The sequence below is a fragment of the Variovorax sp. FW305-3-2-15-B-LB1 genome (assembly GCF_058787635.1).
Window position 1 is genome coordinate 16325 of record NZ_JBYSZY010000045.1, and the last position, 16788, is coordinate 33112.

14 protein-coding genes are annotated in these 16788 nt (G+C 71.6%); 5 read left to right on the forward strand and 9 right to left on the reverse strand.

The features are described from left to right. Positions 1-36: 36 nt before the first annotated feature. Both AC3WQR_RS23355 and AC3WQR_RS23360 read left to right on the forward strand, forming a co-directional pair. Positions 37-888 carry a DMT family transporter gene (locus AC3WQR_RS23355; RefSeq protein WP_492743967.1) on the forward strand — a complete coding sequence of 284 codons (852 nt, stop codon included), beginning with the start codon at positions 37-39 and terminating at the stop codon, positions 886-888. A 79-nt stretch (positions 889-967) separates the two neighbouring features. Then, positions 968-1294: a hypothetical protein gene (locus AC3WQR_RS23360; protein WP_062482731.1), complete on the forward strand. Its 327-nt coding sequence runs from the start codon at positions 968-970 to the stop codon at positions 1292-1294. 31 nt (positions 1295-1325) lie between these two features. Here AC3WQR_RS23360 and AC3WQR_RS23365 read toward each other — a convergent pair whose 3' ends face one another. The 7 genes from AC3WQR_RS23365 to AC3WQR_RS23395 form a co-directional block, all read right to left on the reverse strand. Beyond that, positions 1326-2369 (reverse strand): NADP-dependent oxidoreductase, encoded by a 1044-nt coding sequence (locus tag AC3WQR_RS23365; protein ID WP_369645443.1) that lies wholly within the window; start codon positions 2367-2369, stop codon positions 1326-1328. Between the two features lie 118 nt (positions 2370-2487). Beyond that, complete coding sequence (locus AC3WQR_RS23370; RefSeq protein WP_447747628.1) at positions 2488-2850, reverse strand: DUF3325 domain-containing protein; 363 nt, start codon at positions 2848-2850, stop codon at positions 2488-2490. Between the two features lie 31 nt (positions 2851-2881). Continuing rightward, positions 2882-3520, reverse strand: a complete 639-nt coding sequence (locus AC3WQR_RS23375) for a DUF4198 domain-containing protein (RefSeq protein ID WP_492743970.1) — start codon at positions 3518-3520, stop codon at positions 2882-2884. Between the two features lie 58 nt (positions 3521-3578). Continuing rightward, positions 3579-5753 carry a TonB-dependent siderophore receptor gene (locus AC3WQR_RS23380; RefSeq protein ID WP_492743972.1) on the reverse strand — a complete coding sequence of 725 codons (2175 nt, stop codon included), beginning with the start codon at positions 5751-5753 and terminating at the stop codon, positions 3579-3581. Between the two features lie 171 nt (positions 5754-5924). Next, entirely contained in the window at positions 5925-8408 is a 2484-nt protein-coding gene (locus AC3WQR_RS23385) for a TonB-dependent siderophore receptor (protein ID WP_492743974.1), read from the reverse strand. Between the two features lie 86 nt (positions 8409-8494). Continuing rightward, complete coding sequence (locus AC3WQR_RS23390) at positions 8495-9433, reverse strand: FecR family protein (protein WP_492743976.1); 939 nt, start codon at positions 9431-9433, stop codon at positions 8495-8497. Then, the gene (locus tag AC3WQR_RS23395; protein ID WP_174250314.1) at positions 9426-9965 is read right to left on the reverse strand and encodes a sigma-70 family RNA polymerase sigma factor; all 540 of its coding nucleotides are present in this window, start codon (positions 9963-9965) and stop codon (positions 9426-9428) included. The genes AC3WQR_RS23390 and AC3WQR_RS23395 overlap by 8 nt, the downstream gene beginning before the upstream one ends. Positions 9966-10144: 179 nt before the next feature. Here AC3WQR_RS23395 and AC3WQR_RS23400 point away from each other — a divergent pair, with 179 nt between their 5' ends. The 3 genes from AC3WQR_RS23400 to AC3WQR_RS23410 are packed head-to-tail and all read left to right on the forward strand — an operon-like array spanning position 10145 to position 14693. Beyond that, positions 10145-11338, forward strand: a complete 1194-nt coding sequence (locus tag AC3WQR_RS23400) for an efflux RND transporter periplasmic adaptor subunit (protein ID WP_492743978.1) — start codon at positions 10145-10147, stop codon at positions 11336-11338. After that, on the forward strand, positions 11335-13311 hold the full coding sequence (locus AC3WQR_RS23405; protein ID WP_492743979.1) for a MacB family efflux pump subunit: 1977 nt from the start codon (positions 11335-11337) through the stop codon (positions 13309-13311). Before AC3WQR_RS23400 ends, AC3WQR_RS23405 begins: the two co-directional genes overlap by 4 nt. Positions 13312-13319: 8 nt before the next feature. Beyond that, positions 13320-14693: an efflux transporter outer membrane subunit gene (locus AC3WQR_RS23410; protein ID WP_492743980.1), complete on the forward strand. Its 1374-nt coding sequence runs from the start codon at positions 13320-13322 to the stop codon at positions 14691-14693. Here the strand turns inward: AC3WQR_RS23410 and AC3WQR_RS23415 are convergent. Together AC3WQR_RS23415 and AC3WQR_RS23420 are read right to left on the reverse strand one after the other, a co-directional pair. Beyond that, positions 14674-16074 carry a sensor histidine kinase gene (locus AC3WQR_RS23415; RefSeq protein WP_095950133.1) on the reverse strand — a complete coding sequence of 467 codons (1401 nt, stop codon included), beginning with the start codon at positions 16072-16074 and terminating at the stop codon, positions 14674-14676. The genes AC3WQR_RS23410 and AC3WQR_RS23415 overlap by 20 nt on opposite strands. After that, positions 16071-16769, reverse strand: a complete 699-nt coding sequence (locus tag AC3WQR_RS23420; RefSeq protein ID WP_062478915.1) for a response regulator transcription factor — start codon at positions 16767-16769, stop codon at positions 16071-16073. Before AC3WQR_RS23420 ends, AC3WQR_RS23415 begins: the two co-directional genes overlap by 4 nt. Positions 16770-16788: the final 19 nt, after the last annotated feature.

A 16788-nucleotide genomic window follows, 5' to 3' on the forward strand; every position in this document is an offset into this window, starting at 1 on the left:
GGGCCGCGACGAACGCGGCGCGTAGCCTCGGCGTCCATGCCCGCCACCTTCTACGCCCTGCTCGCCATTGCGCTGTGGGCCACGCTCGCCACCCTCGGCACCGCGCTGTCGCACCTGCCGCCCTTCCTGCTGACGGGGCTGGCGCTGATCGTCGGCAGCGTGCCGAGCTGGCCGCTGGTGCTGCGCGACCGCCGCGCCTGGCGCGTGCCGCCGCGCACGCTGGCGCTCGGGGTGTACGGGCTCTTCGGCTTTCACTTTCTGCTGTTCATCGCGCTGCGGCATGCACCGCCGGTCGAGGCCAACCTCGTGAACTACCTCTGGCCGCTGCTGATGGTGGTGCTGGCGCCGGTGCTGCTGCCGGGCGTGTCGCTGCGCCCGCTGCACGTGGTGGCGGCGCTGCTGGGCTTCGCGGGCGCGGCCATCGCGATCCTCGGCGCGCGCGGCGGCAGTGCGGTGCTTCCGGGCGCGCCCGCCACGTACTGGGGCTTCCTGCCGGCGGCCGGCTCGGCCTTCATCTGGGCCAGCTACTCGCTGTGGACCCAGCGCGTCACTCCCTTCCCGACCTCGGCCATCGGCCTGTTCGGGCTGGTGTCGGGTGCGCTCTCGCTGGCCTGCCATGCGCTGCTGGAGCCGTCGGTGGCGCTGTCGGCGAAAGACGGGCTGCTGGTCGCGCTGTGCGGCCTGGGCCCGCTGGGCGCGGCCTTCTTCGTGTGGGACATGGCGCTCAAGCGCGGCGACGCGCGGCAGATCGGCATCCTGAGCTACCTCACGCCGCTGGCCTCCACCGCGCTGCTGCTGGCCGTGACCGGCCGCGCGCTCACGGCCAGCATCGCGCTGGCGGCGGCGCTGATCATCTCGGCCGCGGTGATGGGCACGCGTGCGAAATGAGACAAATCAGGGCGATGCCCGACAGAGCTTGTCGTTTTTTGTGGCTAGAGTGGAGGCTCAGGAAAAAGGAGTCACCCCCATGGATCAGAAGAACAACAAGACCGAGGATTTCGAGATCACGCCCAAGCTGGTGTTCGACATGAACCTGGCGCTGTACCTCGACCTGGTGGCCGCGCTGGAGGGCGCGGGCGCCGTCACCTACCGGCAGATGGCGGCGCGGGTCCTGAACATCAGCATGGACGCCCGCACCGACGGCGACACCAACCTGTCGACCGTGCTCGAAGGCATCGCCCAGGGCTTCGCAGGCCACGGCGACGGCCTCTCGATCGAACTGCTGAAGGCCGCACGCGGGCTGCGCGAGGACGATGCGATGGGCGACATTCCGATGCGGCCCACCGACGATTGAGGTTCCGGGCGCCGCGGCGCCCCTTCTCTTGTTACTCCTCGGCGACCTGCAGCACCAGCTTGCCGAAGTTCTCCCCCGCGAACAGCTTGTTCAGCGACTCGGGGAAGGTGTCGAGGCCCTTCACGATGTCTTCCTTGCTCTTCATGCGGCCGTCCTTCAGGTAACCGGCCATCTCGGCGATCGCGATCGGGTAGCGGTCGGCGTAGTCGAACACCACGATGCCTTCCATGCGCGCGCGGTTCACCAGCAGGCTCAGGTAGTTCTTCGGGCCGGCGGCCGGCATGCTGTTGGCGTTGTTGTACTGGCTGATGGCGCCGCAGATGATCACGCGGGCCTTGCGCGCCAGGCGTGCCAGCACGGCGTCCAGGATGTCGCCGCCGACGTTGTCGAAGTAGATGTCCACGCCCTTCGGGCAGTGGGTCTTCAGGCCCTCGCGCACCGCGCCCGCGCCGGCCTTGTAGTCGATGCAGGCGTCGAAGCCCAGCTCCTTGACCACCCAGTCGCACTTGGCGGCGCCGCCGGCGATGCCGACCACGCGGCAGCCCTTGATCTTGGCCAGCTGGCCCACGGTCTGGCCCACGGCGCCGGCCGCGCCCGAGACGACGACGGTTTCGCCTGCCTGGGGCATGCCCACGTCCATCAGGCCGAAGTAGCCGGTCATGCCGGGCATGCCCAGCACGTTGAGCCACTGGGTGATGGTGCCCACGCGCAGGTCGACCTTCACGAGGCCGTTGCGCTTGATCTGGTCCTGCGGGATCAGCATGTATTCCTGCACGCCGAGCGTGCCGTACACGGTGTCGCCCACGGCGAACTGCGGGTTCTTCGAGGCCACCACGCGGCCGATGCCGCCGGCGCGCATCACCTCGTCGATGGCCACGGGCGGGATGTAGCTCTTGGCGTCGTTGAGCCAGCCGCGCATGGCGGGGTCGAGCGACAGCGACAGCGTCTTGACCAGCACGCCGCCCTCGTCGGGCTGGGCCACGGGCTCGGTGCTGAAGCGCCAGTGCTCGCGCGTGGCCGTGCCCTCGGGGCGCTTGGCAAGACGGACCTGGTGGTTGGTGAGGGCGCTGCTCATGGTGTCTCCTTGATGGGTGAATGTGCCGGGCATCGGCGACGCAGCCGCATCGTAGTCGCGGGCCAAGACCCCGCGCGTAGCGCAGGCGACAGCCCGCGCGCGCCCTCCGGGCACCCTGCTATGGAAGCAGGAGCAGCCCGTACGCCGCCGCCGTGGCGACGCCCAGCACCGAGGCCACGGCGCCGACGCGCCGCGCCCAGCCGGGCCGGTAGCTCACGAGGCCGACCACCACGAGCGCGGCGGCCGTGAGGGCGCCCAGCCACAGCACCCAGCCCATGGCCGGCCCGCGCAGCCGCAGCGCGGCGACCAGCGACAGCCCCAGCAGCGCCGCGCCGCCCAGCTGCTGCCAGGGCCGCGACGGCCCCGGCGTGCGGCCGCGCCCGTGGGCGTCTTCGTAATGCCGGTCCATCGCCAGGCTCAGCGTGACGAAGCCGCCGAGCGCCGACGCGAACAGGGCGCACACCAGCGCGAAGGTGCTCATGGGCAGCACCCCCGCGCCGGAAGCCCCGCCCTCACCGGACGACGAAGCTCAGCGTGGCGACGTGGCGCGTCTGCGTGTAGGGCTTGCCGTCCCAGGTGCCCTTGCCGTCCTTGTCGGTGTGGTTCACCTCGACCACGTACTGGCCGGGCCAGGGCGTCTGCAGCGTGACCTTGCCGGCGTCGTCGGTGGTGAACTTCTTCTCCCACTTGGGCGGGCCGAACACGACCACCTCGGCCTTGGGCAGCGGCTTGCCCGCCAGCAGCAGCGTGAAGCTGTTGCTGTTGGCGGCCTGCGGCACGAGCTCGAGCGTGTGGCGCGCGACGGTTTCGGTGCGGCCGGTGCGCGCCTGGTAGAGGCTCGCCACGCCCTTGTCGCTGACGTAGGCGCCCACGAGCCGCGCGTCGCCGCTGGCGTCGGCCTTGACCACGAAGTGGTCGGCATGGCGCGTGGCCGGCGTCTGCTTGCCGTCGGCGGCGATGCCGCGCGGCGCGCTGACCAGCTTCAGGTGGCCGGACTCGGTCTCGCGCAGGTCGTCGGCCCATTCGCCGAAGTAGGCCTTGGCCTCGCCGCCCGCGGCGGGCTCGAGCCAGACGAAGTGGGCGTGCGCGGCGCCCGAGAAAACGAACGCGGCCGCCGCGAGGGTGGCAAGGGAGAACAGGGGTTTCTTCATGGTCGATGCTCCTAGGTTGATGGATGGCATGGTTGAGACGGAATGGAAGACGGCTTGTTCAGAACTTGGCGCGCAGGGTCAGGCTCACGTTGCGCGGCTCGCCCCAGAACACGCTGTCGTAGAAGCCCACGTTGCGGTAGTACTTCTTGTCGAAGACGTTGCGGATGTTCAGTTGCGCCGTGACGTTCTTGTTGATCTCGTAGCTGGCCATGAGGCTGAAGACCGCGTACGCCTTCTGCGAGATGCGCGGCAGCGGGTCCTTCATGCTGAACAGCGGCGGCTGCCCATACCACGACTCGCCGTAGATGCCGCTTTGCGCCGTCATGTCGCCGCCGACCTTCAGGCCGCGCCAGGCGCCACTGAAGCGGTAGGCGGTCGACAGGCGCAGCAGGTGCTTGGGCTGGTTGGGCACGGCACGCGCGCCCTTGGCGGTCTTGGCATCGAGGTACGTGTAGCCGGCGGCCACGTTCCAGTCGGGCGTGATCTGGCCCGACACGTCGAACTCGAGGCCGCGCGCCGTCACGCCGTCGCCGCTGGCCACGTAGGCCTGACCGCCGTCGGGCAGCCGAAAGCCCGCGGGCACGCTGCGGTCGAGCTCGGCCAGGTTCTTCTTCTTGACCTGGAACACGGCGGCCGACGCATTGAGCGCGCCGCCAAAGTACTCGCCCTTCAGGCCCAGTTCGGCGCTGGTGCCGGTCTCGGGCGTGAGGTACTGGTCGTTGCGGTCCTTCGAGGTCTGCGGACGGAACAGTGTGGTGTAGCTCGCATACAGCGAGTGCTGCTTGTCCAGGTCATAGACCGCGCCGACATACGGCGTGACCTCGTCCTTCGACTCCGACTTGCCCGTGGTGCGCGTGTACTGCAGCGCCGTGTTGTAGGCGTGCGTGTAGCTGCGGTAGTTGCTCACGCGCGCGCCGACGATCACGCTCAGCGGGTCGGTGAGGCTGAAGCGACCCGCCACGTAGCCGCCGTTGAGCTGCGTGAAGCCCACGGTCTTGGAGCCGTCGGCCAGGAAGATCGGGCGCGGGATGTTGCCGGTCCACGTGCGGTAGTCGGGAATCGACGCCGAATACGGCACGATCGAGCGGCCGCCCGGCGACGTGTAGGTCTGGTTGCCGCCGTTCCATCCGGCGATGAAGGTGTGACGCCGCCCGAACAGGTTGAAGGGGCCGGTGGCATAGAGGTCGAAGTTGTCGTTGACGTACTTGCCTTCGCCGTAGTTGCCGGTCCACAGCGACATGCCCTGGCCCGTGAAGCGGTTGGGGTAGCCGGCGCCGCCGTAGGCCACGGTGGTGTTGTTGGCGCTGGTGGTGCGCGCATAGCCCAGGTGCACCTTCCAGTCGTTGTCGAAGCGGTGCTGCAGCGAGACGAAGGTCGTGTGCTGCTTGTTGGCCCAGGTGCTCCAGGGCGTGCTCAGGCTGGTGTTGCGCGGCAGGTTGGCGAGCGAACCGTCGTGGTTCCAGTACGGAATGGCGCCCCAGGTCGCGCCCGTGGGCTTGTTGTCCTGGAAGTCGATGCCGGCGGTGAGCAAGGTGGAGCGCGTGAGGTCGGCCTCGACGATCACCATGCCCACGGTTTTTCGCTCGTGGTACATGTCCATGTGCGAGTCGCGGTCCTGCCAGGCCAGCGCGGTGCGCGCGCGGATGCGGCCGTCGGCCGTGAGCGGCACCGACAGGTCGACCTCGGCGCGCTTGTGGTTCCAGCGCCCGTAGGTGAGCGAGGCGCTGCCCTGGAACTCGCGCGTGGGGCGCTTGCGCACCGAGTTGATGGTGGCCGACGGGTCGCCCGTGCCGCCCATGAGGCCGGTGGCGCCGCGGATGACCTCGATGCGGTCGTACAGCACGGTGTCGGACAGCGGCGAATTCGGGCCGCGCGGCATGCCGTCGATCTGGAAGTTGTTGATCGAGAAACCGCGCGCCGAGTAGTTCACGCGCTCGCTGTCGGCCTGCCCGACCATGATGCCGGTGGTCTGGCCCAGCACGTCGTCGATGCGGGCGCTGCCCAGGTCGTCCATGCGCTCGCGCGTGATCACGGTCACCGACTGCGGCGTCTCGCGGATCGACAGGTCCATGCGCGTCGCGGTGGAGGCCTGCTCGGCGGTGTAGGAGCGGCTGCCCTCGGTGCGGCCGCTGCGGTCGCCCGAGACGGTGACCTCGGACAGCGCCGCGCCGCTGGCGGCGGGCTGTTGTTGCGCGCCGGCTGCGCCGCACAGGAGCAGGGCGACGAGGGCCACGGGAGACCGCCGGAAGCGGGCGCGTGAAAACGAATGCTGGTTCATGGCATGAAGAAAGGGGGCGGCCCGACCCGTGAGATCGGCAACGCCCGTTGGCAGGAGATGGCTAGCGACGCACCCGGCCGCGAAGGGACCGGCAGCGACCTGGCTGCGGAGAAAAAACGCGGTGCGTCAGTAGGTGCCGCGCAAGGTCACGAGCAGGTGACGCGGGGCGCCGTAGAAGCTGCTGCTGGTGCTGGTGCGGTAGCGCGTGTCGAAGACGTTGTTCAGCGCCACCGACACGGCGAGGTGCTTGTTGATCGGGTAGCGCGCCATGAGGTCGAGCGTGGTGTAGGCCTGCTGCGTGAAGCGCGCATGGCCCGAGGGACCAAGGCCGGTGCTGTAGGTGTCGCTCTGCCAGTTCAGGCCGCCGCCCACCGTGAGGCCGTTGCCGATGCCGGCGATGCGGTAGCTGGTGAAGAGCTTCAGCAGGTTCTTCGGCACCTGCGTGTTCAGGCGCTGGCCGGCCGCGTCGCGGGCCACGCTGTGCGCAAAGCCGCCGCCAACCTGCCAGCCGGGCAGCAGCTCGCCGGCAATTTCAAATTCGTAGCCGCGCGTGGTCGTGCCCTTGGCGGCGCGGTAGGCGGCCGAGCCGTCGGGCGCGAACTCGTTGTCCAGGCGCACGGCGAGGTTGTCCTGCTTCACCTGGAACACGGCGGCGCTGAGGTTGAGGCGGTCGTTGTGGAACGCGCCCTTCACGCCCGCTTCGTAGGCGTGCCCCTCGAGCGGGTCGAGGTAGGTGCCGCTGCGGTCCTTGCTGGCCTGCGGCTTGAAGATGCTGGTGTAGCTGGCGTAGGCCGACCAGTGCTTGTCGAGGTCGACCACCACGCCCGCGTACGGCGTGACGACGCCCTTCTCGCTGCGCGTGGTGAGGGTGGCGGCGCGCTGCAGGGGGACGGTGCGCGTCACGTCCTTCCAGTCGCTCGCGCGTGCGCCGACGATCACCGAGAGCGCGTCGGTCGGCCGCAGCCGCACCGTGGCATAGGCGCCCGACTGGCGCGTGGCCGTTTCCTGGCGGCCGGTCACGGGCTGGTGCGGCTGGGCCGGCAGGTCGCCGGTCCAGCTGTTGAAGTTCGCGATCCACGGATCGAAGCCCGCCACGTTCCAGCCCGCGTACAGCGGCGCGTCGCTGTGCGTGCGCGAGGCGTTGTAGCCCAGCACCAGCTCATGGCGCCGGCCGAAGAGTTCAAAGGGGCCGCTGGCGTACAGGTCGAATGCGTTCTGCACCGGCACCGCGTTCCAGCGGTTCGTCCACAGGCCGAGCCCCGCACCGGTCGCGCGGTCCATGTAGCCGCGCAGCGCGTAGCCGATGACGTCGTCGTAGGCGCGGCGCGAGCGGTTGAAGGCGGCGTGCACGGCCCAGCCGTTGTCGAAGCGGTGGTCGAGCGCGGCGAAATACTGGCGCTGGTCCTGGTACGAGTGGGCCCAGCGCGCGGCGGCGCTGCGCGAGCGGCCGTAGCTGGCCTCGCTCCCGTCGCTGAAATGCAGCGGCAGGCCGGCACGCGCCACGCCGTCGTTGTCGTGCCGCTGCAGCTCGAAGCCGGCGCTCAGGCGTGTGCTGCGCGCGAGGTCGGCTTCGACGATGCCGTAGAACAGGCGCTTCTTTTCATGGTGGCGCTCGATCCATGAATCGCCGTCCTGCACGGCCGCGACCACGCGCGCGCGCACGCGGCCGTCGGCGGTGACGGGCCCGCCGATGTCGAGCTCGGCGCGCTGCCGATTCCAGGTGCCCGCGCTGAACGAGGCGCTGGCCTGCAGCGCGTTGCCGGGGCGCTTGCGCACGAGGTTGACGGTGGCCGCCGGCGTGCCCACACCGTTGAGCAGACCGGTGGCGCCGCGCACCACCTCGACGCGGTCGTAGAAGGCCAGGTCACCGGTCTGCAGCAGCCAGGTGCCGGCCTGCGGGATGCCGTCGACCTGGTAGTTCTCGACCTCGAAGCCGCGCGAATAGACGGCGTTGGCGTCGGTGCCGGCGTTGCCGCTTTGCACGAAGCTCAGGCCGGGCGCCTGGCGCAGCACGTCGCTGATCTGGCCCAGGCCCTGGTCGTCGAGGCGGTCGCGCGTGAGCACGCTGACCGACTGCGGCGTCTCGCGCAAGCTGAGTTCGAGCCGCGTCGCGGTGCCGATCGCGCCGTCGGTGGTGTAGGAGCCGGTGCCTTCGGTGACGGTGCCGGTGTCGCGCCCGCCGGTGACCGTGACTTCGCTGAGCGCACCGCCTGCTGCGGGCGCTTCGGCCTGCGGCTTCGGGCCCGGTGTGCGCTGCGCCGCGACGCGCAGCGCGTAGCCGCCCGAAGCGCCACGCACCGCTTCGAGGCCGCTGCCTTCGAGCAGCTGCAGCAGCGCCTCGCGCGCCGTGTAGCGGCCCTGCAGCGCGGGCGCGCGCTTGCCGCGCACCACCTCGGCATCGACGCCGAGCAGCAGCCCCGTGCGCACGGCGAGCGCGGTCAGTGCGCTGCTCAGCGGCTGCGCGGGCTGGTGCCACTCGAAGGCCGCATCGGCAGCGGGCGTTTGCGCGGCGGCCGGCACGGCAAGCAGCACCAGGCTCGCCAGCGCGAAGGCACGGCGCAGGCGATGCCAGCGCTGCGCGGTCTCGGTCGGGTCTGCGGGTCCTGTCATGGTGTGGTGAATCTCTTTTCACCACCTATGACAAGCGGGCACGGGAAACGGGTAGCGGCGCGCGCGGAAAAAGTTCGCCCGCCCGGTCACGGCGACGCCGTGGTGGTCACCCGCACCAGCCACGGCGACAGCGTCGACACGCGCAAGCTCGGCAGCGCGCTGGCGAGCAGCGCGAGCGCGGCGTCGCTTTGCTGGATCGGCAGCACGCCGGTGAAGCGCAGCGCGCCCAGGGCCTCGTCGTCGGCCAGCAGCAGCCCGGGCCGGTGCCGGCCGAGCTGGCGCAGCACCTCGGCCACCGGTGCGTCGTCGAACACCAGCCGGCCCTGCGGCCAGGCCAGGCCGCCGGGCGCGGCGGGCACGGTGTCGGTGGTGACGCCGCGGCGATCGAAGCGCACCTGCTGCCCCGCCTGCACGTCGACCCAGCGGTCGTCGCCGCCGTCCAGCGGCTGCACGCGCACGCGCGATTCGGTGACGGTGACGAGCGTGTCGCTCGCCTCGCGCCGCACGGCGTAGCGCGTGCCCAGCGCCTGCGCGCTGCCGTCGCGGTCGACCACGGCAAAAGGCTTGTCGCCGTGCGCGACCTCGACGAAGACCTCGCCGCGCAGCAGCTGCACCCGGCGCACGCTGCCGGAGAAATCGATGTCGATGGCCGAGTCGCTGTTCAGCGCGACGCGGCTGCCGTCCTCGAGCGTGAGGTGGCGGATCTCGCCGGCGCCGGTGCGTTCATCCGCCAGCCAGGCCTGCCACGGCATCGCGGCGCCCGCCACGAGCAGGCAGGGCAGCAGCACGAGCGCGCCCAGCGCCTGGCGCGAGAGGCCACGGCGCGCAGGTTGCGGCGCGGGGGTGTCGGGCGTGACCGACTCCCACATGCGGCGCATCTCGGCCAGCAGCCGCGCATGGCGTTCGTCGAGCGCGCACCACGCCGCGCAGGCGGCGCGCGTGGCGTCGTCCACGCTGTCGTCGGCGAGGGTCACGGCCCACAGCGCCGCCTCCTCGCGCAGGCGCTCGGCGGCCGCGTCAGGCATGGGCCGGGGCGTCGGCGCTTTCCGCTTCGGGCACGGCCGCGGCCATGCGGCCGTGGCAATGCGCCAGCACCTTCGCGAGGTACTGCTTCACGCGCGTCTCGGACACGCCCAGTTCGGCCGCGATCTCGCGGTACGAGCGGCCTTCGACGCGCGCCATCAGGAAGGCGGTGCGGCTCTTCACGTCGAGCTCGGTCGCCAGCAATGCGAGCACCTGGCCCAGCAGTTCGCGCGCGCAGGCCTTGTCCTCGGCGCTGGGCGCGCAGGCGTCCTCAGCCATCAGCGCCACGGTGCGCAGCACCTCGGCCTCGACCTGCATGCGGCGAAAGCGGTTGATCATCAACCGGCTGGCCACCACCTGCAGGAAGGCGCGCGGCTGGCGCAGCACCGGCTGTTGCGGCAGCTCGATGAGGTTGAGAAAGGTGTCGTGCGTGAGATCGGCCGCGGTGAAGCCGCAGCGCAGGCGGCCCAGCAACCAGCTGCGCAGCCAGCCCTGGTGGTCGACGTACAGCTGCCGGACTTCCGGATGGGACATGGTGTGAAGGGGCATCGCGGGCAGCGACGCAATTGAGAGTTATTCTCATTATAGATTTGTAAAGTTTGTCCTGTCCCCCGAAACGTCTCATTCCGCATGAGGCACCGCGCGGGCTACCCGTTTCCGCGCCTCGCACGTCTTAGCAGCATGACCCTCGCTTTCTTCTGCAGGGACGCCCGGTGACGGCGCCCGCTTCCCGTTCGCGCGCCGGCACACGCCTGCGCATCGCCGCCTTCGCGGCGCTGGCCCTGGCCGCCGTTGCCGTGGCCTATGTCTGGGCGAGCCCGCGCGACCCCGGCTGGGAAACCGCCGTGCTGCGCCGTGGCGACATCGAAAGCAGCGTGACCGCCATCGGCACGCTGCAGCCGCGCCGTTATGTGGACGTGGGCGCGCAGGTGTCGGGCCAGATCCTGCGGCTGCACGTGCAGCCCGGCGACCCGGTGAAGAAGGGCCAGCTGATGGTGGAGATCGACCCCAGCGTGCAGCAGGCCACCGTGGACGCCGGCCGCGCCTCGCTCGCGGGCCTGCGCGCGCAACTGGCCGACCAGCACGCGCAGCACCGCCTGGCACGCCAGCAGTTCGCACGCCAGCAGCAGATGGCCGCCGAAGGCGCCACGCGCGCCGAAGACGTGCAGACCGCCGAAGCCACGCTGGCCTCGGCCGCCGCGAAGATCGCGCACCTCGAAGCCCAGATCGCCCAGACCCAGGCCACGCTGAAGGCCGACGAGGCCCGCCTGGGCTACACGCGCATCTACGCGCCGATGGCCGGCAGCGTGGTCTCGGTGCAGGCGCGCGAGGGCCAGACGCTCAACGCCACCTACCAGACGCCCGACATCCTGCGCGTGGCCGACCTGTCGAGCATGACCGTGTGGACCGAGGTCTCGGAAGCCGACGTGCGCCGTGTGAAGCGCGACATGGCCGTGTACTTCACCACGCTCGGCGCCGACCGCCGCCGCTGGGAAGGCACGGTGCGCCAGGTGCTGCCCTCGCCGCCCGTGCCCGCGGGCAAGAGCGGCGGCGACGCGCCGCAGGCGCCCGCCGCCAGCAAGGTCGTGCTCTACACGGTGCTGTTCGACGTCGACAACGCCGACGGCGAGCTCATGCCGCAGATGACCGCGCAGGTGAGCTTCGTCGCCGCCTCGGCGCGCAACGTGGTGGTGGCGCCGCTGCCCGCGCTCACGGCCGTGAAGGGCCAGAGCGGGCGCTTCACCGCGCGCGTGCTCGGCCCCGACGGCCAACCCGCGCCGCGCGAGGTGCGCATCGGCGTGCGCGACCGGCTCTCGGGCGAGGTGCTCGAAGGCTTGGCGGAAGGCGAGCGCCTCATCACCGGCGAGCGCGCGGCCGGTGGCGGCACGCGGAAGTTCCAGCTGTGAGTGCGGCCGAGACGAAGACGCCCCCGCTGATCGCGCTGCACGACCTGCGCAAGTCCTACGGCGGCCACGACGGCGCGCCGGCCGTCGAGGTGCTGCGCGGCATCACGCTCGAGCTGCATGCGGGCGAGTTCGTCGCCATCGTCGGCAGCTCGGGCTCGGGCAAGTCGACGCTGATGAACCTGCTGGGCTGCCTCGACCGGCCGACCGGCGGGCGCTACCTGTTCGCCGGCCAGGACGTGGCCGGCATGGACGCCGACGCGCTCGCGCGATTGCGGCGCGAGGCCTTCGGCTTCGTGTTCCAGGGCTACCACCTGATCTCGACCGAGTCGGCGCAGGAGAACGTCGAGATGCCCGCCATCTACGCCGGCGCGGCGCCCACCGAGCGCGCCTCGCGCGCACGCGGGCTGCTCACGCGCCTGGGCCTGGGCGAGCGGCTGGGCCACCGGCCGCACCAGCTCTCGGGCGGCCAGCAGCAGCGCGTGTCGATCGCGCGCGCGCTCATGAACGGCGGGCGCATCGTGCTGGCCGACGAGCCCACCGGCGCGCTCGACTCGCGCAGCGGCGAAGAGGTGATGGCACTGCTCGACGAGATGGCCGCCGCCGGCCACACCGTGATCCTCATCACGCACGACCGCGAGGTGGCGCAGCGCGCGCGCCGCGTGATCGAGATCCGCGACGGCTGCATCGTGTCGGACAGCGGGCGCGCGCCCGTCGAAGCGCCACCAGAGCCACTTCCGCTGCCCTCGCCCACGCACACAGCCGACGCCGCCGACACCCCGCGCGCCCTGCTCTCCGAGCTGCACGAGGCGCTGCGCGCAGCGTGGCGCGTGATGTGGATCCACCGCTTTCGCACCGGCCTCACGCTGCTGGGCATCGTGATCGGCGTGGCCTCGGTCATCGTGATGCTCGCGGTCGGCACCGGCTCGCAGGAGGCGGTGATGAAGCAGATCTCGCTGTTCGGCGCCGACAAGATGTACGTGGCCGCCATTCCCGACAGCGCGCGCGGGCGCGGCGGCAAGCTCACGCTGGCCGATGTCGACACCATCCGCCGCCTGCCCAACGTGCGCGTGGCCATGCCGTACATCGAGGGCTTCGTGGTCGCGCGGCGCGGCAACGTGGACCACCGCACCGAGGGCGGCGGCGCCACCACCGATTTCGAGCAGGCGCTGAAGTGGCCGACCGCGCGCGGCATCTTCTTCGACGAGAGCGACGAGCAGGGCCTGGCCAAGGTCGCGGTGATCGGCGAGCGCGTGCAGGCCGCGCTGTTCGCCGACGGCACCGACCCCGTGGGCCAGCGCATCCTCTTGGACAACGTGCCCTTCGACGTGCTGGGCGTGCTCGCCGCCAAGGGCGCGGGCGGCGGCCAGGCCAGCGAGGACGAGCGCGTGATCGTGCCCTTCTCCACCGCCGCCGCGCGGCTGTACGGCAGCAACCACCCGACCTGGGTGGCGGTGGCCGTGCACGACGTCGACAAGGCCTCGGAGACGGCGGCCGAGATCGTCGAGGTGCTGGCCGCGCAGCGCCACGTGCGCGACGTGCAGGTGTTCAACCAGACCGAGTCGATCAAGGCGCGCGCGCAGACCCAGCGCACCATGACCGTGATGCTCGGGCTGATCGCGGCGGTGTCGCTGGTGGTCGGCGGCATCGGCGTGATGAATGTGATGCTCATGACCGTGCGCGAACGCACGCGCGAGATCGGCATCCGCATGGCCACCGGCGCACGCCAGCGCGACATCCTGCGGCAGTTCCTGGTCGAGGCGGTGCTGGTCACGGTGACCGGCGGCGTCGCGGGCGTGGCGGGCGGGCTGCTCGTGGGCGCCGCGCTCATCGTGTGGAGCGTGCCGGTGATCTTTTCCCTCACGGCCATCGCGGGCGCCTTCGGCTGCGCCGTGCTCACCGGCCTGGTGTTCGGCTTCATGCCGGCCCGCAAGGCCGCCGCGCTCGACCCGGTCGCGGCCCTGTCTTCCGAATGACGACTGCCATGACGCGCCTTTTCTTCTCTCCCGCCGCGCTGGCCCTGGCGGCGCTGCTGCTCGCGGGCTGCGCGACGCCATCGGCCGATGCGCCCGCCACCGCAGCCCCCGTCGCAGACCCGTGGTGGAGCGGCTTCGGCAGCACCGAGCTGCCGGCCTTCGTCGCCGCAGTCGATGCCGGCAACCCCGACGGCGATGCCGCCGAAGCTCGTCTGCGCCAGGCCGAAGCGCAGGAGCGCATCACTGGCGCCTCGGCCTGGCCCGAGCTGTCGGCCACCGCCGATGTGCAGCGCCAAGGCCGGCTCGGCGGCGATGCGAACGTGAGCGGCAACCGGCGCGCGCTCGGGCTCGATGCGCGTTACGAGGTCGACCTGTGGGGCCGCCTGCGCGCACAGCGCGACAGCGCCGGCGCCTCGCGACGCGCCAGCGCCTTCGACCGCGACGCGGTGCGCCTCGCACTGCGCGCGGGCGCGGGCGCGGCCTGGCTCGACGCGCTGGGCCTGCGCGAGCGCACGGCCATCGCGCGGCGCAGCCTGGACGATGCCGAACGGCTGCTGCAGCTGGTCGAGGCCCGTGCGCGCGCGGGCGCGGCCTCGCCGCTCGAACTCGCACAGCAACGCGGCATCGTCGCGTCGCAGCGGCGCACGGCCGCCACGCTGCGGCAGCAGTCGCGCGCGGCGGACGTCCGCATGGCACGCTGGCTCGGCCAGGCGGGCAGCGAAGTGCCGATCGCCGTCGCCAGCCTGCAGCAGCTCGCGCTGCCGTCGGTCGAGGCGGGCCTGCCGGCCGACCTGCTCGCGCGCCGGCCCGACATCGCACGCGCCGAAGCCGCACTGGCCGCGGCCGATGCGGACGTGGCCGCGGCGCGCGCGGCGATGTTCCCGACACTCACGCTGAGTGCCGGCCTCGCGGCCGCGGGCCCGCGCTTCGGCACGCTGTTCGACCACCCGGTGTACAGCCTGGCGGCGGCGCTCGCGGCGCCGATCTTCGACGGCGGTCGGCGGGCAGCGGCGCGTGACCTGTCGGCTGCGCGGCGCGAGGAACTGCTCGCGAACTACCGCGCCGCCACGGTGGCCGCCTTCACGGATGCACTGACCGCACTCGAGGCCGTGGCCGCGCTCGACACGCAGCGCGTGGCACAAGACGAAGAACTGGCGCAGGCCGAACGCGCGCGCACGCTCGCCGAGTCGCGCTACCGCGCGGGCGCCGAGACGCTGCTCACGCTGCTCGATGCGCAGCGCACGCTGTTCGCCGCGCAGGACGCGCGTGCCCAGTTGCTGCAGGCGCGCTTGCAAGCCAGCGTGGCGCTGTACCACGCGCTCGGCGGCGGATGGTCTGCCGAAGCGGCAGCCTCCACGCGCCTCAGCCGAACCGCACGCTGATCTGCAGGCCCGGGTGCGCGTTGCGCACCGTGAGCCGGCCGCCGTGGGCTTCGGCGATGAGCCGGCACAGGTACATGCCGAGGCCGACACCGCCGGTGGCGCGCGCCCGCGCGCCGTCGGTGCGGTAGAAGGGCTCGGTCAGGCGTTCGAGCTGCGCGTCGTCCACGCCGGGGCCGAAGTCGCGCACCTCCAGCTCGGCACCGCCGTCGGCCGGCGCGCGCAAGCTCACGGTCGGCGGCTGCGGTGCGCCGGCGCTGTAGCGCAGCGCGTTGTCCAGCAGGTTGCGCACCATCAGGCGCACGCGCATGCGGTCGACGGGCTGCGGCGCCAGGCCGTCCGCGAGGTCGAGCTGCACCGCTTGCGCGCCGGGCATCTCGGCCACGATCTCGCGCACCAGCGCAGCCAGGTCTACCGGCTCGCGCTGCAACGCGGCATGCGGGCTCGCGAGGCGTTCGCTTTCGAGCAGGTCGCTGATCAAGTCGCGCATCTCGTTGAGGTCGCGCAGCAGTGCCTCGCGCTCGGCCTCGCCTTCGGGCGTGGCGGGCAGCAGCTCGGCGTTGAGGCGAGCGCGCGTGAGCGGCGAGCGCAGCTCGTGGCTCAGCGCCAGCAGCAGGCCGCGCTTGGCATCGAGCATGGCCTGGATGTCGCTGGCCATGGTGTTGACGCGCTGCGCGAGGTCGCCCAGGTCGTCGTTGCGGCGGATCGGAATGGGCTGCGTGAACTCGCCGCGGCCGAAGCGCTGCGCGCCCTCGCGGATGTCGATCAGCGGACGCAGCAGCCGGCTCACCAGTGCGTAGGCCACCACCACGAGCAGCAGCAGCACGCACAGCGTGGTCCAGCCCGCCGCGCGCGGCGCGAGCTGCCACAGCCGGGGCGCCCAGCCGAAGATGACCTTGTGCCCGTCGGCCGTGGGGCGCACGAACCAGCGCTCGGTGGAGAACATCGACTCCTCGCGGTCGCGGTCGTAGAACCAGCCGCCGCGCGCGTGCATGTCGTTTCCGGGGTTCGACTCCCAATTCACGCTGGGCCCGGTGATGCGGATCGTGATCGGCAGCCGGTCGACCAGCGCCTGCGCGCGCACCGTGTCGGGCGGCGTGCCGAGTTCGGCGACGAGGCGGTCGGCGTAGTCCATCAGCATCGGCTGCGCGGCCTCGGCCCAGGTGCTGGAGAACGACCGCTTCATGCCGCCCACGAACACTGCCGCCATCACGAGCGCGAGCACCACGAACATCATCACGATGCGCACGCGCACCGAGCTGCGCCAGCGCTGCTGCATGTGCGCGTGCATGCGCGCGTGCCAGTGCCGGCGGCGCTCCTTGCCGGGGCACAGGCCTTCGTTGTCGGCGGGCACGGCGCCTGCGCGCCTGCGGGGAAATCTCATGAAGACGGCTCGCCCGGCGCCACGGCCAACGCGTAGCCGGCGTTGCGCAGCGTCTTGATGCAGTCGAGCGGCTCGAGCTTCTTGCGCAGCCGGCTCACCACGATGTCGACCGCGCGCGTGAAGAGCTCGGCCTCGTGGCCGCGCAGCCGGTTCAGGATGTCGTCGCGGCTGAACACCTTGCCGGGCTCGCCGGCCAGCAGCGCGAGCAGGTCGAACTCGGTGCCGGTGAGTTCCACGCGCTCGCCGTGGCGCAGCACCTGGCGCCGGTCGAGGTCGATCGAGAGCCCGTCGAACACGCGCAGCTGCGCGTTGGCGGCGGCCGCTGCCGGCGCGCTGCGCTGGCGGCGCAGGATGGTCTGCACGCGCGCCACCAGTTCGCGCGGCTCGAAGGGCTTGGGCACGTAGTCGTCGGCGCCGAGTTCGAGGCCGACCACGCGGTCCATGACCTCGCCGCGCGCGGTGAGCATCACGATGGGGATGTCGCTTTCCTTGCGGATCTCGCGGCACAGTTCGAAGCCGTCCATCTCGGGCAGCATGACGTCGAGGATGGCCGCGTCGTAGTGCCCCGCACGCAGCTTGGCAATGCCTTCGCTCGGGCGCTTGGCGCTGTCGAGCGTGCAGCCGAAACGTGCGAAGTAGGTGGTCAGCGGCGCGGCGAGGTGTTCGTCGTCGTCGATCAGCAGGATGCGCGGCATGGCGGGATTGTGCCTCCTG

Excerpts from the sequence above, each read along its gene's own strand:
- AC3WQR_RS23415 (WP_095950133.1), bottom strand. The coding sequence starts at position 16,074 with ATGAGATTTCCCCGCAGGCGCGCAGGCGCCGTGCCCGCCGACAACGAA.
- AC3WQR_RS23420 (WP_062478915.1), bottom strand. The coding sequence starts at position 16,769 with ATGCCGCGCATCCTGCTGATCGACGACGACGAACACCTCGCCGCGCCG.
- AC3WQR_RS23410 (WP_492743980.1), top strand. The coding sequence starts at position 13,320 with ATGACGCGCCTTTTCTTCTCTCCCGCCGCGCTGGCCCTGGCGGCGCTG.
- AC3WQR_RS23370 (WP_447747628.1), bottom strand. The coding sequence starts at position 2,850 with ATGAGCACCTTCGCGCTGGTGTGCGCCCTGTTCGCGTCGGCGCTCGGC.
- AC3WQR_RS23385 (WP_492743974.1), bottom strand. The coding sequence starts at position 8,408 with ATGACAGGACCCGCAGACCCGACCGAGACCGCGCAGCGCTGGCATCGC.
- AC3WQR_RS23355 (WP_492743967.1), top strand. The coding sequence starts at position 37 with ATGCCCGCCACCTTCTACGCCCTGCTCGCCATTGCGCTGTGGGCCACG.
- AC3WQR_RS23375 (WP_492743970.1), bottom strand. The coding sequence starts at position 3,520 with ATGAAGAAACCCCTGTTCTCCCTTGCCACCCTCGCGGCGGCCGCGTTC.
- AC3WQR_RS23390 (WP_492743976.1), bottom strand. The coding sequence starts at position 9,433 with ATGCCTGACGCGGCCGCCGAGCGCCTGCGCGAGGAGGCGGCGCTGTGG.
- AC3WQR_RS23395 (WP_174250314.1), bottom strand. The coding sequence starts at position 9,965 with ATGTCCCATCCGGAAGTCCGGCAGCTGTACGTCGACCACCAGGGCTGG.
- AC3WQR_RS23365 (WP_369645443.1), bottom strand. The coding sequence starts at position 2,369 with ATGAGCAGCGCCCTCACCAACCACCAGGTCCGTCTTGCCAAGCGCCCC.
- AC3WQR_RS23360 (WP_062482731.1), top strand. The coding sequence starts at position 968 with ATGGATCAGAAGAACAACAAGACCGAGGATTTCGAGATCACGCCCAAG.